Annotated in this window: 17 protein-coding genes and 1 tRNA gene; 1 reads left to right on the top strand and 17 read right to left on the bottom strand. The window is 63.1% G+C overall.

What is annotated here, in order from left to right; all coding sequences use genetic code 11:
- Window positions 1–432: 432 nt before the first annotated feature.
- Window positions 433–1,461, bottom strand: coding sequence for a transcription termination factor NusA (nusA, locus tag KIH76_RS05315; protein WP_214372491.1), 1,029 nt, complete (start codon window positions 1,459–1,461; stop codon window positions 433–435).
- A 258-nt stretch (window positions 1,462–1,719) separates the two neighbouring features.
- On the opposite strand from nusA, the gene KIH76_RS05310 reads away from it, so the two are divergent.
- Window positions 1,720–2,703 (top strand): hypothetical protein, encoded by a 984-nt coding sequence (locus tag KIH76_RS05310; RefSeq protein WP_214372493.1) that lies wholly within the window; start codon window positions 1,720–1,722, stop codon window positions 2,701–2,703.
- A 470-nt stretch (window positions 2,704–3,173) separates the two neighbouring features.
- Here the strand turns inward: KIH76_RS05310 and KIH76_RS05305 are convergent.
- From KIH76_RS05305 to rplR, 16 genes are all read right to left on the bottom strand, one after another.
- Window positions 3,174–3,258 (bottom strand) — tRNA-Ser (locus KIH76_RS05305).
- A 190-nt stretch (window positions 3,259–3,448) separates the two neighbouring features.
- Entirely contained in the window at window positions 3,449–4,249 is an 801-nt protein-coding gene (locus tag KIH76_RS05300) for a transglutaminase family protein (protein WP_214372495.1), read from the bottom strand.
- 110 nt (window positions 4,250–4,359) lie between these two features.
- Window positions 4,360–6,552: a circularly permuted type 2 ATP-grasp protein gene (locus tag KIH76_RS05295; RefSeq protein WP_214372497.1), complete on the bottom strand. Its 2,193-nt coding sequence runs from the start codon at window positions 6,550–6,552 to the stop codon at window positions 4,360–4,362.
- 206 nt (window positions 6,553–6,758) lie between these two features.
- Window positions 6,759–7,676, bottom strand: a complete 918-nt coding sequence (gene truA / locus KIH76_RS05290) for a tRNA pseudouridine(38-40) synthase TruA (protein ID WP_219069670.1) — start codon at window positions 7,674–7,676, stop codon at window positions 6,759–6,761.
- Window positions 7,677–7,791: 115 nt separating this feature from the next.
- Entirely contained in the window at window positions 7,792–8,289 is a 498-nt protein-coding gene (gene rplQ / locus KIH76_RS05285) for a 50S ribosomal protein L17 (protein ID WP_214372501.1), read from the bottom strand.
- Window positions 8,290–8,377: 88 nt separating this feature from the next.
- Window positions 8,378–9,373 (bottom strand): DNA-directed RNA polymerase subunit alpha, encoded by a 996-nt coding sequence (locus KIH76_RS05280; RefSeq protein ID WP_214372503.1) that lies wholly within the window; start codon window positions 9,371–9,373, stop codon window positions 8,378–8,380.
- Between the two features lie 90 nt (window positions 9,374–9,463).
- On the bottom strand, window positions 9,464–9,865 hold the full coding sequence (gene rpsK / locus KIH76_RS05275) for a 30S ribosomal protein S11 (protein WP_033493949.1): 402 nt from the start codon (window positions 9,863–9,865) through the stop codon (window positions 9,464–9,466).
- Between the two features lie 81 nt (window positions 9,866–9,946).
- Window positions 9,947–10,324, bottom strand: coding sequence for a 30S ribosomal protein S13 (rpsM, locus tag KIH76_RS05270; RefSeq protein ID WP_152357696.1), 378 nt, complete (start codon window positions 10,322–10,324; stop codon window positions 9,947–9,949).
- A gap of 146 nt (window positions 10,325–10,470) precedes the next feature.
- The gene (rpmJ, locus tag KIH76_RS05265) at window positions 10,471–10,584 is read right to left on the bottom strand and encodes a 50S ribosomal protein L36 (protein WP_003814578.1); all 114 of its coding nucleotides are present in this window, start codon (window positions 10,582–10,584) and stop codon (window positions 10,471–10,473) included.
- Window positions 10,585–10,605: 21 nt separating this feature from the next.
- Window positions 10,606–10,824 carry a translation initiation factor IF-1 gene (gene infA / locus KIH76_RS05260; protein WP_003808114.1) on the bottom strand — a complete coding sequence of 73 codons (219 nt, stop codon included), beginning with the start codon at window positions 10,822–10,824 and terminating at the stop codon, window positions 10,606–10,608.
- Window positions 10,825–11,208: 384 nt separating this feature from the next.
- Window positions 11,209–11,772 (bottom strand): adenylate kinase, encoded by a 564-nt coding sequence (locus KIH76_RS05255; RefSeq protein ID WP_214372505.1) that lies wholly within the window; start codon window positions 11,770–11,772, stop codon window positions 11,209–11,211.
- 130 nt (window positions 11,773–11,902) lie between these two features.
- A complete protein-coding gene (gene secY / locus KIH76_RS05250) occupies window positions 11,903–13,240 on the bottom strand; it encodes a preprotein translocase subunit SecY (RefSeq protein ID WP_219069668.1) in 1,338 nt (445 codons plus the stop codon).
- A 212-nt stretch (window positions 13,241–13,452) separates the two neighbouring features.
- Window positions 13,453–13,911 carry a 50S ribosomal protein L15 gene (gene rplO, locus KIH76_RS05245; RefSeq protein WP_214372509.1) on the bottom strand — a complete coding sequence of 153 codons (459 nt, stop codon included), beginning with the start codon at window positions 13,909–13,911 and terminating at the stop codon, window positions 13,453–13,455.
- A gap of 2 nt (window positions 13,912–13,913) precedes the next feature.
- Window positions 13,914–14,096, bottom strand: coding sequence for a 50S ribosomal protein L30 (gene rpmD / locus KIH76_RS05240; RefSeq protein ID WP_033493939.1), 183 nt, complete (start codon window positions 14,094–14,096; stop codon window positions 13,914–13,916).
- Window positions 14,097–14,099: 3 nt separating this feature from the next.
- The gene (rpsE, locus tag KIH76_RS05235; protein WP_214372511.1) at window positions 14,100–14,837 is read right to left on the bottom strand and encodes a 30S ribosomal protein S5; all 738 of its coding nucleotides are present in this window, start codon (window positions 14,835–14,837) and stop codon (window positions 14,100–14,102) included.
- Entirely contained in the window at window positions 14,834–15,205 is a 372-nt protein-coding gene (rplR, locus tag KIH76_RS05230; RefSeq protein ID WP_214372513.1) for a 50S ribosomal protein L18, read from the bottom strand. The genes rpsE and rplR overlap by 4 nt, the downstream gene beginning before the upstream one ends.

The following is a 15,205-nucleotide window of genomic DNA, read 5'->3' as shown; positions in this document are numbered from 1 at the left end:
ATTTTCTCCTATCCAAACCGCGCGTATGATGACGCGGTCACTGTTGGTTTATCGAGAGCCTACATTGTGTGTCCGTGCGACGTTTCATCATTCGACGTCTCATCGTGCGACCATGATCGTGCTACCTCGTGTTTCGTCATCAAGGCATGACCGCGCGGCGCGACCATGCTCGGATTCCGAAACAAGCATACTCGTGCCATTGGATGTGCGCGCCTTGCGCAACACGCCCGAAGTTTGTGCATCCCGATTCGCGGCTCCTGCCGCCTTGGCCCCTCGGTTGAAGGGGCTGTCAGCATAGCTGACTGGGGGAGCGTACACGGGTACAACCTCCGAAAGCCACGAAGGCATAACCGCTGGCTACCCTTCAGCCAGCTTCGCTAACAGCTCTCCAGCAAGGGGAGCCAAGAAAAAACAAGACCAAAATCGCGAAGATCACTCCCCCGCTTCGGCCTGCTTCTTCGCGTGCGCCTCGGCGGACTCGATGCCGATCTTCCAGCCGGTCAGCTTCGCCGCGAGTCTCGCGTTCTGGCCTTCCTTGCCGATCGCCAGCGACAGCTGGTCATCGTGAATGAACGCGATCGCGGTCTTGTTCTTCTCGCTGATCACCTGCACGCCGGTGCACACGGCCGGCGACAGTGCGGACGCCACAAACTTCGCCGGATCGGACGACCAGTCGACGATATCGATCTTCTCGGGTCCGAGGTTCTCCATCACCGCACGCACACGCGCGCCACCGGGTCCGATCAGCGCGCCCTTCGGGTTGACGCCCTCGGTGTTGGCACGCACCGCGATCTTCGTGCGGGCGCCGGCCTCGCGCGCGATCGCCATGATCGACACCGCGCCGGAGACCAGTTCCGGCACCTCGCGCTCGAACAGCTGGCGCACCAGCTCCGGGTGCGAACGGGACACAACGATCTCCGGGCCCTTCAAGCCACGGGCCACATTCACCACGTACACGCGCAGACGCTCGCCGTGGCGGTATCGCTCGCCCGGCACCTGCTCGCGGCGGGGCAGGATCGCCTCCACGTCGCCGATCGCGATGTGCACGTTGGTCGGATCCTTGACGTCCTGCTGCACGATGCCGGTGACAAGCTTGCCCTTCTGGCCGGAGAACGCGCCGAAGATGCGGTCGTCCTCAGCCTTGCGGAACAGCTGCGTAATGACCTGACGCGCAGTCGCGGCGGCCAGACGGCCGAAGTTGCGCGGGGTGTCGTCGTACTCCTCGCCCAGCGTCGGGGCCGGATGCGGGTTGTCTTCGGTGGGTTCGCCGGGGATTTCGTCCTGCGCCCACACGGTGAAGGTGCCGGCGCGGGCGTCGAGCTCCACTCGTGCATGCTTCGCGGCGTGCGGCGTCTTGAGGTAGGCGAGACGAAGGGCTTCGGCCAATGCCTCGTCCAGCGCCTCGGTGTCAATGCCTTGTCCAGCGGCAAGCTGATGGATTCCTGCCAGGTCCAGTTCCATGGGTCAAGACCTCCTATGAAGTTATATTCCGAGCGCTAGGGCCCTTACGGTCACAGTCAACTATTAGTGTAGGTTCTTATGCAGACACGTCGGGATCGTATTATGCCGGGCCTTGCCGGCCGTTGCGGCCGTACCAGTGCCGGCCCGAAGCGCACGGCCACGGCGTGTCTTTCTCTGCTCGCATCGGCCGGGATGCTGATCTCGCTGGCCGGGTGCACCGCGCCGCGCTATGCCGGCCGGGCCGAATCGGAACAGTCGATGAGCAATTGCGAACGTTCGTACTACGCCGCGTCGGCCAACCATGACATCGCGCGATCCGACGGCGGCCAGCCGCTGATGCTGCGCTATATCGCAGCCGATCACGCACGTTCGCAGTGGATCGACGTCGCGGCCGAATGCACGAACCGAATGGCCGAGGGCGTGATCCGTTCGGCCCAGAACGACAGGATCGCCGGGCAGGTCGCGCAGCGACTCGGATTTGACGACGATGTGTATATATACGGTACAAACGGCAGCGGGACCGCGGCAACGAAGGCCTCCGGCGATGCCAACGTTACTGCCGACTTGCGTGCAGTAACGTTGGCCGGCATCGACAACTTGAACGTATCCTCGGGCGTGCTGGCGAAGATGGCACTGGCCGAGGACCGCGCCGGGTTCGCCACGGAGGTGCTCGCCGCACGGGGATCGTCCGAGGCAACGCTGGCGTTGGCCGACGCGCACAAGACGACCGGGGAACGACTGATATCGTTGGCACGGTCGGGCGCGTCGCAATCCGACACGCAATCCGATACGTCATCGTCGAACGGCTCCGCACAGTCCTCGGCCATCGCCGACCCGCGGCAAAAGGTCTACGACGTCAGCCAGCTGATCGCGAACGTTGGCACCACCACCGATCCGGCCACCGGCCTGACCGCACCGACGTATGCGGTCGTCGAAATCAACTGCGCCCGCGAGGAACTCACCGCGATTGCGCAGTCGACCTCGCAATCCGGAACCGGACAATCATCGGCTCACCCTGCCAGCAACCAGCCAACGACACAGTCGCAACCGGTCGCGCAGCCACACACCTCACAGACTACAGGCAACCGGCCAACCGCACGGCCGCAGTCGGCCGCTGAGGCAGATGCGGATTCCGACCACGACGCGTCCATGCGAATCATCGCCGACCTGATCGCCTCGCGCGTCGCGCAGGCCCTTGCCGCCGGCTACCCCTCCTTCGACCACGCCCTCTTCACCGAATAACTCTCCCGGGCTTACGCCCGTTTCCACACCCCAAACCGACCGTAAGCCCGGGAGAATCACCGGAGTGCCAGTCCCTTCCCGGGCATACGCCCGTTTCACCGGCCGGAACCGGCCGTATGCCCGGGAACAACGCCAGCCGCCGCCCCTTCCTCCCGGGCATACGCCCGGTTCCAAGCCTGCTTCCGACCGTATGCCCGGGAGAATCACCGGAGCGTCAGCAGCCTCCCGAACCATCTCGCCCCGTTTCATAGGAGGTGATGACGGATGCCGAGGAGGAATCGGACACCACGAAAGTTCCTATAGGCCTGATTCGGGAGGCTGCTTCGCCCCGCTTTTCGCCCCGTTACAAACGGTCTTTCGAGATTCTTCAAGTAACTTTACGGCTGATGCCATCAAACGCAAAACACTAGATGTAGCAAGGGTTTTGCAGAAAACAAAAGGGTTTCAGGCGAAGCCTGAAACCCTAGGGGCGGATAAGGCGAGATTCGAACTCGCGGAGGAGTTACCCTCACACGCTTTCGAGGCGTGCTCCTTAGACCGCTCGGACACTTATCCATTCGCTACGTAAAACGCAACTTGTCTATTATAAGGCGACATCGCGATTTGGCAAATCGGCAGACTCGCCCGGCGTGGCGCATGTTTCGAGTGTGCTGGCTGTTACTAGGTCGTTCGTGGCCGTTGAGTGTGGCACCCCCCAGTCAGCTTTGCTAGCAGCCTCTCAACCGAGGGGCCAGGTAATCAACGCCTACAGCCGCTGCTCGTGCACGGAGGCGTTCACCCACTGGCTCTGCTTGACGTCGTAGCCGGAGAAGATGCCGATGTCGAGCATGCAGTCGCGGTAGTCGCGCCCGTGCGCGATCGTGATGTAATTGTCGTCGACCATGCGGTTGTGCGTCGGGTCCAAGCCGATCCAACGTCCGTCGTGATAGATCTCGACCCACGCGTGCGTCGCGCCCTCGCCGCCGAGCAGACCGGCAATATAACGCGCGGTGAGCCCCACATGGCGGCACACCGACAGCATCACATGCGCATAATCCTGGCACACGCCCTTGCGCTGGGCGAGCGCCTCCTCGGCCGTCGTGCGAATCGTCGTGGACGCGGGCGTGTAGACGAACGCGTGGAACACCTCGTCCATCACCTCGCGCGCCTGGTCGATCGGCGTCGCGTCGATCGGCAGCGCGGACAGACGAATCTTGCACATCTCGATCATGCGTTCGATACACGGCCCCGGAATCGTCAGCGCCGAGTTGAACCGGTACAGCGGCTTGTAGATCTCCGGCTTGATATGCGCGTTGTCGACGAACGCGATGCCCTTGACCGTGTAGTTGAACATGGTGTGCGGCTCAGGGATGAAGCCGGTCATGACCACCGAATCGAACGAGTCGATCGTCGTTTCGAGATCGACGTGCGGTTCGATGTCCACTTCCACGTCCACGACCTGCTGGCGCGGGCCGGTCGCGGGCACGCAACGCAGCTGGAATCGATGATCGGTGACCGGCGAGCTGAACGACAGCTTCATCTCATAGTCGAACACCAGTTTTTTCATGAAAATACGACTCCTCTAGTGGATGCGACCCGTACCTGCTTGCACATCCACTGTACCGCACACGACGGCCACGGCTTCACGTGCGCCCACGGCCGGGCTCACGGCCATATTCACGGCCGTTTGGCGTCCATGTTCATCGAGCTGAGCGAATTTGCGTCCTTCACGTCGCCGGCGATCGCGCGGCTGTTGAAGTCGTCGAGGAACACCTGTAGCCGTTTGGTCAGCTCCGGGTAGCCACGGTCCGGCAGCTGGCCGAGCAGCCAGCTGATGCCGGACACGAAGCACGACGGCAGCGGTTTGCCGTCGAGCGCGCGCGAATACGTCTCGAGCTTGGCGAGCGGCGCGTCGAGCTCGTCCTCCGGCAGACGGAAGCGCGTGTACAGGTCGATGCGTTCGATGTACTTGCCGATGAAGATGAACGCCTTCAACGTCACGTCAACGGTCGAGTTCTCGACGCCGCCCCAGAACGCGAGCATATCGTCGGCAATGTCGCGCTGGTTGTAGATGTCGCTCGCGTTGGCCGAATGTTCGGCCGCATCGGTGATGTTCGTGACGGCGAGTTCGATGTACTGCAACAGGCGCGAGGTGAGTTCCGGCCGCAGCACAACGGCATTGCGGAACGCGGCGACAATCGCGCTGCGCACCGAATCGGGATTCGTGTCGTCGTACAGGAACGAGTGGATGAAACCGTCGAAGTCCGCGAAGTCCTCGGGCAGGTCGAGGGCACGGGCGAACGGGCGGAACGCGTCCACGTCGGTGTCCATCACGCGGTCGTAGAACGGGAAGAACTGGACGAGCGTGGTGAACGCGCGTTCGGTGTATCGGCCGAGCCAGTACAGGTTGTCGGCCTTCGACGCGGTGACCAGTGACAACGTATGCTTGCGCGAGTGCGGGATCAGGTTCACGGAGGCGACCGATTCGCTGCGCTGCTGTGCACGCTCGTGCGATTCGGTGCCGTGCTCCGGCGCGAGCACCCAAGTGTCCTTGAAGCCGCCGCCCTGCGACGAGTTGACGATCATCTGGCCGGGCACCGACGAGTAGCGGGTCAGACCGGAATACCACACGTGCGTGTTCTGCCCGGTCACGACGAACGCGCGCAGATCGGCCTTGCGCGGGCTCGCCTCGCCGGTTTCCGGGTCGATCACGTCGATGTCGCGGAACTGGATGACCTCCTGCGCGATGAACCGGCGCGGCTCGGCCTTGATCCGGTCGGCCAGTTCCTCACGCGCTGCGGCGTCGAGCGACGAGCCGAACACGACACCGTAACCGCCGGCCTCGGCCACGTCCTTGATCACCAGCTCGCCGATCCGGTCGAGCACCTCCTTGCGATCCTTGTCAAACATCGGCATATACGTCGGCGCATTGTGCAGGATCGGCTCCTCGCCCAGATAGTACTTGATCATCTGCGGCACGAAATAGTAGATAGCCTTGTCGTCGGCTGCACCGTTGCCGGGCGCGTTGATGATCGCAACGTTGCCGGAACGGTACGCCGAGAGCAGTCCGGGCACGCCGATCACCGAATCCGGGTTGAACGCGAACGGATCCAGATACTCGTCCGACAGGCGGCGGTACACCGCGCCCACGCGATGCCGGTTGCCGGCGTAGTCAAGGAAGAACAGCTTGTTGTCGACCACTTCGAGGTCTTCCGGGAACGCCAAAGCCGCGCCGGTCTTCTCGGCGAGGTACGCGTGCTCGAAGAACGCGGAATTGTAACGGCCGGGAGTCAGCACCACGGCAATGCCCTCGGTCGAGACGAAGTCCATCGCCTTGCGCAGCAGGCGCGGATAGTCGCGGTTGTCGCGCACATGCACCTCGCAGAACAGCTTCGGGTTCGTGCGGCGTTCGATGTCGCGCGCGAACAGCGGGTAGCTGGCGCCGGACGGGATGCGAAGGTTGTCTTCGAGCACCCACCAGCGGCCGTCCTCGCCCTGCACGAGGTCCTCGCCGGCGATGTGCGCGAAGATGCCGCCGGGAGGGGTGACGCCGTTGACCTGCGGGAAGTAGCCGGCCGACGTGTACACGTATTCCTCGGGGATGATGCCGTCGTGGATGATGCGCTTGTCGGAGTAGATGTCCTTGAGGTACGCGTTGAGCGCGTTGACGCGCTGCTTCAAGCCTGCTTCGAGCTGGTCGAATTCATCGGATTCGATGATGCGCGGGATCGGGTCGTACGGGAACAGTCGGTCGTGGTACTCGCCGTTCTTGTACACGCCGAACCGCACGCCGTTGCGGCTCAGCTCGCGGTTGATCGCCTCGCGGCGGTTGACCAGTTCGCCTGCCAGATTGATCGCCGATGCAGCCATTTCGCTCCTCGCCTTCGTCCGTCCGTTCGTTGCCACGACCGTCACGCGGGCACGGTGGCATGTGCCGCATGTACGGTTTCGCGGGCGGCGATTGGTCTGCCGGCTCGCTCGTGCAAGCGCACGCTTACGCCGCGGCCATCGCCATGAATACGCGTTACGCTAGTCGCACGCGGTTACCGGACGGGGGCGAATGTGTTACGGGCGTGCTACAGCGTGCGCTTGGCGCGGATGGCTTCGGCGCGGGACGCGAGCTGGTCGTCGGGCGGGTACTGGATGTGCTCGAGCGTAAGGCCCTGCGGGGCGATCGGGCCGGTCGAGCCTTCGCGCAAGGGCGTCGCCATCTTGCCGGCGAACCAGTCCAGCGAACGTTTGCCGATACCGACCTGCACGCAGCCGTTCACCAGTGATCGCACCATGTTGCGGGCAAACGCATCGGCCACGATCGTGAAACACAGCAGTCCGGACTCGACTGCCGGAGTACGGTACCGTTCCCCCATCGCCGCGTCGATCAGCGGACGGGCCGGAATCCGCCGCCAGTACGCGGTCTTGACCTCGCGGATCGTCGTACCGCCCGGGTTGGGCGTCGCGAACGAACCGAAATCATGCAGGCCGATCGTCATCGCGGCCGCCTCGTTCATCGCGGCGATGTCAAGATCGTCGTCAATGTGCAGCACGAAGCCGCGCGTGCGCGGGTCGACTTCGGACGCGCGGTCGGCGATTCGGTAGACGTAGGTGCGTTCGAGTGCGGAGAAGCGGGCGTCGAATCCGTCCGGCGCGGGCGTGATGTCGCGGATCGTGATGTCGGGCGGCAGGATGCGCTGCATGCGTCGGGTCAGCGCGACGGTCGGCGGCACGCCCATGTGACCGACCGCGCGGGCGAGAATGCTCGGGGAGATGTCGACGTGGCAGACCTGATGGCTGGCGTGGACGCCGGTGTCGGTGCGACCGGCGACGACCAGGCGCAGCGGTTCGGCCTGTGATTCGGGCGATGCGGGATCGGTCGGCACGCGCAGGATCTTGTGCAGCGCGGCTTCGATCTCGCCCTGCACGGTGCGTAGGGTGGGCTGCTTCGCCCATCCGTAGAAGCCGCCGCCGTCATATGCCAAGTCGATGCGCAATCTCATGAGGCACCATCATAATGCTGAAATGGCCGTTATCGGCCCCGATAACGGCCATTTCAGCATGCAGAAGGGGCCGGAAAACCCTGCGGATTCCCGACCCCTTCAGTTGTGGTCTAGCTCACTCGGCGTTCTCGGCCGGGGCTTCAGCGGTCTCGGCCGGAGCCTCAACCGGAGCCTCGGTGGCCTCGGCAGCCGGAGCGGCCTCTTCCGCAACCTTGGTCGCGGCTTCGGCTTCCTTCACGACGGCCTTCTTGGCGACCGGCTCGGTGACGAGCTCGATGATCGCGGCCGGAGCGGAATCGCCCTTACGCGGGGCGATCTTCACGATGCGGGTGTAGCCGCCCTCACGCTGCTCCATCTGCTCGGCGATCTCGGTGAAGAGGGCGTGCACGACGGACTTGTTGCGGATGACGCGCATCACGCGACGGCGGGAGTGCAGATCACCGCGCTTCGCGAAGGTGATCAGGCGCTCGGCCAGCGGACGGAGGCGCTTGGCCTTCGGCAGCGTGGTGACGATGCGACCGTTCTGGAACAGGCTGGTGGCCATGTTCGCGAGCATCAGGCGCTCGTGGGCCGGGCTGGAGGCCAGACGCGGGCCCTTCTTGGGTGTAAGCATGAATTACTCCTTGAATGCCCCGCCGCGCTCAGGTGGGCATGTGCCCGAACGTCCGGGCGCGGCGGAGTGATTGGTCAAAAGCGGAAACTCACTCGTCTTCCGGCGAGTAGAAGGTGCCGCCCTCGAGGTTGGTGGTATCGAAGCCCAGCGGCGAGGCCTTGAGCGACAGGCCCAGGGTCTGCAGCTTGTCCTTGACCTCATCGATCGACTTCATACCGAAATTGCGGATGTCGAGCAGGTCCTGCTCGGTGTGGTTGACCAGCTCGCCGATCGTGTGGATGCCCTCGCGCTTGAGGCAGTTGTAGCTGCGCTGCGTGAGGTTGAGATCCTCGATCGGAACGGCCATCTCGGGGTTGGTTTCCTCGGCCACCGGAGCCGGGCCGACCTCGACGCCTTCGGCCTGGGTGTTGAGCTCGCGGCACAGGCCGAAGAGCTCCACCAGGGTCGAACCGGCGGAAGCGACCGCGTCACGCGGCGAAATGGCGGGCTTGGTCTCCACGTCCAGAATGAGCTTGTCGAAGTCCGTGCGCTGTTCCACACGGGTGGCCTCGACCTTGTAGCTCACCTTGAGCACCGGGGAGTAGATCGAGTCGACCGGGATACGGCCGATCTCGTCGTTGTCCTGCTTGTTCATCTGCGCCGGCACGTAGCCGCGGCCGCGCTCGACGGTGAACTCGATCTCGAGTTCGCCATCCTCGGCCAGGGTCGCGATGTGCATCTCCGGGTTGGCGATGGTCACGCCGGCCGGCGGGGTGATGTCACCCGCGGTGGCTTCGCCTTCGCCGCTCTTGCGCAGATACATGACGACCGGCTCGTCGTACTCGCTGGTGAGCACGATGCCCTTGATGTTGAGCAGGATCTCGGTCACGTCCTCCACGACACCCGGCAGAGTGGTGAACTCGTGCAGGGCGCCGGAGATACGAACCGAAGTCACAGCCGCGCCCGGGATCGAGCTCAGGAGGGTACGGCGCAGGGAGTTGCCCAGCGTATAGCCGAAACCAGGCTCAAGAGGCTCGATGGTGAAGCGGGAGCGCTGCGGGTTGAGGACTTCCTCGGTCAGTGTCGGACGCTGTGCGATAAGCACTGTGTTATCCTTTCAGCTTCTGGTCGGTGGTGCACTCACCGGCCAGGCAAGCGGCTTTGGATGAATTGCTATGTCTAGTGCTCAGACGGCTCAGACGCGACGACGCTTCGGCGGACGAACGCCGTTGTGCGCCTGCGGGGTGACGTCGGTGATGGAACCGACCTCAAGGCCAGCGGACTGCAGGGAACGGATGGCGGTCTCACGACCGGAACCCGGGCCCTTGACGAACACGTCGACCTTCTTCAGACCGTGCTCCATCGCCTTGCGGGCGGCGGACTCGGCGGCCATGCCGGCAGCGTACGGCGTGGACTTGCGGGAACCCTTGAACCCGACGTCGCCACCGGACGCCCAGGACACGACGGCACCGGACGGATCAGTGATCGAGATGATCGTGTTGTTGAAAGTGGACTTGATGTGAGCCTGGCCCACCGGGATCGACTTGCGGTCGCGGCGACGGACAGGCTTACGAGCGGCTTGCTTTGCAGCTGCCATTGATCCTCGTTTCCTAGTACGAACTTATTTGTCTGTCCAAACGATGGAACGTGACGTCCCGTGGCTTGGACGAGCCACCTACTACTTGGTGGCCTTCTTCTTTCCGGCGACCGTGCGCTTCGGGCCCTTGCGGGTGCGGGCGTTGGTCTTGGTGCGCTGACCGCGCACGGGCAGACCCTTACGGTGACGCATGCCCTGATAGCAGTTGATCTGGATCTTACGACGGATGTCCGCGTCGATTTCACGACGCAGATCGCCTTCGATCTTGTAGTTGCCCTCAAGATAGTCACGCAGCGTGATCAGCTGCTCATCCGTCAGATCCTTGACGCGGGTGTCCGGGTTGATACCGGTCGCGGCAAGCGTTTCCTTCGCACGAGTGCGACCCACACCGAAGATGTAGGTGAGGGCGATTTCAATGCGCTTCTCATTGGGGATGTCGACTCCGGCAAGACGTGCCATTGCGATTCCTTCTGTGTTCCGCAGGTCGTGCACCGAGTCGTCCGGTTTCCCGGCCCGGGCCTGCGTACCCGGGGTTCAAGCAAGCCTCTCGGGAGAGACTCGCCTGTGACTCAGCGCCTGATTAATTGGTGCCGCTGGATCTGCTCTCAGCCCTGACGCTGCTTGTGGCGCGGGTTCGTGCAGATCACCATGACGCGGCCGTGACGACGGATCACGCGGCAGTTTTCGCAGATCCTCTTCACACTAGGGCTGACCTTCATGGTTTTCCTTTACTTGTACCTTTACTTGTAGCGGTACGTAATCCTTCCGCGGTTCAGATCGTACGGACTCATTTCGAGCACCACGCGATCCTGCGGCAGGATACGAATGTAGTTCTTGCGCATCTTGCCGGAGATCGTGGCGAGCACGATGTGCTTGTTCTCAAGTTCGACGCGGAACATCGCGTTCGGCAGTGCTTCCACTACCTGACCTTCGACTTCAATCACACCGTCTTTTGCCATGAGCCTCGTTATCCGTTCCTCGGGACAATTACCGTTAGTGAGTCCGAAGACACACCAACGGAATAATATACACGAACACGGGGATTACGACACGCCGTCGCTCGCTTGGCAAGCGACGGCGCGAGGAGGTGAACAGTCCAGTGGACTGTTCACCGACGGAGCCATCCGTTTCCCGCACCCGGCCACCTCAACCCGGATACAACAATGGGCAGCCCTTAAGCTGCCCATTTGATATGCCCAGACGGTCATCCGTCCGACGTTCCCCTGTCATTGTCATTTCGACCGAGGCAAAGCCGAGCGGAGAAATCTTTCCGATGTCGAATCCGTCCGTAAGATTTCTCGACTCCGCTTCGCTGCGCTCGAAATGACAGAACCGAGGAGGTCTCAGGCCTCGAGCGCCTTGACGATGTTGGCCTGGATCGCGTCGATCTCGCCGACGCCGTCGATGGCGACGAGCTGGCCGCGCTGCTGGTAGATGTCGAGCAGCGGGGCAGTTTCCTTCGCATAGGTGGCCAGGCGCTTGGCGATGGCCTCCGGGGTGTCGTCGGAACGGCCCTGCTCCTTGGCGCGCTTGGCGATGCGCTCCATGAGCACGTCGTGGTCGGCGTCGAGGGCGACGACCTTATCGAGCGGGGTGCCCAGCTCCTCGAGCATCGCGTCGAGCGCCTCGACCTGGGAGGCGTTGCGCGGGTAGCCGTCGAGGATCCAGCCGTTCTTGGCGTCATCCATCGCCAGACGGTCCTTGACGATCTTGTTGGTCAGCTCGTCCGGAACCAGTTCGCCCTTGTCGGTGTACTTGAGGGCCTCAAGACCCAGCTCGGTCTTGTTCTTGATGTTGTAGCGGAAGATGTCGCCGGTGGAGATGGCCGGGATGCCGAAGTGCTCGGCGAGCAGTGCGGCCTGAGTGCCCTTGCCCACGCCCTGCGGGCCCATGATGAGAAGACGCATGTCTTGGTTCCTTTGCTGATGTGTTGGATGTTTGGAAACGGATGGCTCCGTCACTGGACAGTCCACAGGACTGTCCAGTTCCTCGCGCGGCCGCCTGCCCATCGCGGGCGGCCAGGAGCCGAGAAAATCCTTACTTGCCTTCGACGTGATCCACGTTCTCGAGCAGGAAGCCGGTGTACTGGAACTGCTCGGTCTGGGCCTTGGCCTGACGCAGCGTGTCAAGGCCGACGCCCGCGATGATCAGGATGGTCGTGCCGCCGAACGGCAGTTGCGTGTTGAGCTGCAGGCCCATGATGAGCACGGTCGGGATGAGCGCCACGAACAGCAGGTAGACGGCACCCACCGTGTTCAGACGGTTCATCACGTAGCTCAGGTAGCGGCTGGTGGCGCTGCCGGCGCGGATGCCCGGGATGAAGCCGCCGTACTGCTTCATGTTGTCGGCGGTCTCGTCCGGGTTGAACGTGATCTCGGTGTAGAAGAAGCAGAAGAACACGATCATCAACGCGTACAGGCCGATGTACCACACGGACGTGGTGTTGGCGAGGTTGTTGTTGATCCACTTAACCCAGCTCTGGTCGGAGTTGCCGAACTGGGCGATCAGGGTCGGGATGGCGAGGATCGAGGACGCGAAGATCGGCGGGATGACGCCGGACATGTTGATCTTGAGCGGCAGGTAGGTGGACGATCCGCCGTACATCTTGCGGCCGATCATACGGCGCGTGTACTGAACCGGGATACGACGCTGGCACAGTTCGACGAAGTCGACGAAGATCAGGATGACGAGCAGCACGCCGGCGACGATCGCGAACTTCGGCCAGTTGCCGTCGGTGCCGTTCGTGCCCCAGCCGATCTCCCACAGCTGCGGCAGGAAGCCGGAGCAAATGGACATGAAGATCAAGATGGACATGCCCTGGCCGATGCCCTTGTCGGTGATCAATTCGGCCATCCACATGATCAGGCCGGTGCCGCCGGTCATGATGAGAACCATGACGACGAGGTTCCACACGGAGCCGTCCGGGATGACCTGGGAGCAGGCGTAGTTGAACAGCGCGCCAGAGCGGGCGGTGACGAGGATGGTGGTGGACTGCAGCACCGCAAGGCCAATGGTGAGATAACGAGTGTACTGCGTCAGCTTCGCCTCGCCGGACTGGCCTTCCTTGTGCAGGGCCTCGAAGCGCGGGATGACGACGCGCAGCAGCTGCACGACGATGGACGCGGTGATGTACGGCATGACGCCCAGCGCGAAGATCGACAGCTGGAGCATGGCACCGCCGGAGAACAGGTTGACCAGGCCAATGAAGTTCTCGGACGCGGTCTTCATCGTGCCCATGCACTCCTGCACGACCTTGTAATCAACACCCGGCGTCGGAATGAACGATCCGATGCGGTAGATGATGATCATGCCGAAAACGAACAGTATCTTATTTCGTAGCTCTTTGGTACGGAAGGCCTGGATTAACGTCCTCACCTGGGTTCCTTTCCATATGTGCGCCCCATGCGCACCCGTCCGGACAGACTCTAACCGACGAGTCTAGCGTACAGTGTCTACCTCTGCTCCCATGCAGCGGCCGTTCTGTCCATAATTTATCGTGCGATCATACGAAACGACCCCCGCCGCGACGAATCGCGGACGAGGGTCATTGTTCGTATCGCAGTGCGGTTGCCCCGCGAGGGTAGGAACTACTCCTCGGAGACGGAACCGCCAGCGGCCTCGATCTTGGCCTTGGCCGATGCGGAGGCCTTCACGCCCTTGATGTTGAGCGCAACGGTGACTTCACCGTCGCCCAGCACCTTGACGGGCTGGTTGGCGCGCACGGCACCCTTGGCGACCAGATCGGCGACGGTCACGTCGCCACCGGCCGGGAAGAGCTTGGCGAGAGCGGCCACGTTCACGACCTGGAACTCCTGCTTGAAGGGGTTCTTGAAGCCACGGAGTTTCGGCAGGCGCATGTACAGCGGCAGCTGGCCACCTTCGAAGCCCGGGCGAACCTGGTAACGCTTCTTGGTGCCCTTGTCGCCACGGCCCGAGGTCTTACCCTTGGAGCCTTCACCGCGGCCAACGCGGATGCGATCCTTCTTGGCGCCCGGAGCCGGACGCAGATCGTGCATCTGCAGGATAGTGGTTTCTTCTTCTGCCATAATCAGTCGACCTCCTCAACGGTGACCAGGTGGCGCACCGTCAGGATCATGCCGCGAGTGCTCTTGTTGTCCTCGAGGACAACGCTCTGGCCGATCTTGCGCAGACCGAGGGTCTGAGCGGTGGCGCGCTGCTTGGGCGTACGGTTCACCAGACCGTGGTGCAGGGTGATCTTCAGGTTAGCCATCTATCACTCACCATCCTTCTGCTGAGCCTGAGCGGCGGCCGCAGCCTCTTCGCGAGCCTTGCGGGCCTCGTCGATGCCAGCGGCGCGAGCACGCAGCAGGGCATCCGGAGCGACCTCGTTGAGGGCCAGACCACGGCGGGCCGCGATCTCTTCCGGATCTTCGAGCTGCTTGAGGGCGGCCACGGTGGCGCGAACCATGTTCACGGCGGTGGCGGAGCCCATCGACTTGGTCAGGATATCGGTGATGCCGGCGCACTCCATGACGGCGCGGACCGGACCACCAGCGATAACGCCGGTACCCGGGGCAGCCGGGCGCAGCAGCACAGTGCCGGCGGCGTCGTGGCCGATCACCGGGTGGGTGACGGTGCCGCGGACGCGCGGGACGGTGAACATGTGCTTCTTGGCGTCGAGCTGGCCCTTGGCGATAGCGGCCGGGACCTCGCGGGACTTACCGTAGCCAACGCCGACGGTGCCGTTGCCGTCACCGACGACCACGAGCGCGGCGAAGCTGAACGTACGGCCGCCCTTGTGGGTCTTGGACACACGGTTGATGGTCACCACGCGGTCGAGCAGCTCATCGCCCTGCTTCTCTTCGCGACGGTTGCGACGCTCGCCACGACGGCCTTCGCCGCGCTGGCCACGACGGGACTTGCGGTCCTCGTTCGCGTTGTTGGTCTCAGCCGCCTCAGTGTTCTGAGTTTCTTCAGCCACTTGGGTTTCCTTCTGAGTTTCGTCGCTCACAGTGCCAGACCTCCCTCGCGGGCGCCTTCAGCGACAGCTGCAACGCGACCGGTGTACTTGTTGCCGCCACGGTCGAAGACGACGGCCTCAATGCCAGCGGCCTTGGCCTTCTCGGCCAGCAGCTCGCCGACCTTCTTGGCGGCCTCGACCTTGGTGCCCTCGAAACCGGCGAAATCGGCGGTCAGCGTGGACGCGGAGGCAAGAGTGATGCCCTTGGTGTCGTCAACGATCTGGGCGACCATGTGACGGTTGGAGCGGGAGACAACGAGACGCGGCATTTCCGGGGTGCCGAAGATGCGCTTGCGGATGCGGGCGTGACGGCGCTTGAGCGCGACCTTCTTGCCCTTACCGAGAATCTGAACGCTCAT

This window comes from Bifidobacterium simiiventris, assembly GCF_019331715.1.
Taxonomy (GTDB): Bacteria; Actinomycetota; Actinomycetes; order Actinomycetales; family Bifidobacteriaceae; genus Bifidobacterium; species Bifidobacterium simiiventris.
This window is presented reverse-complemented; position numbering and strand designations above follow the sequence as displayed.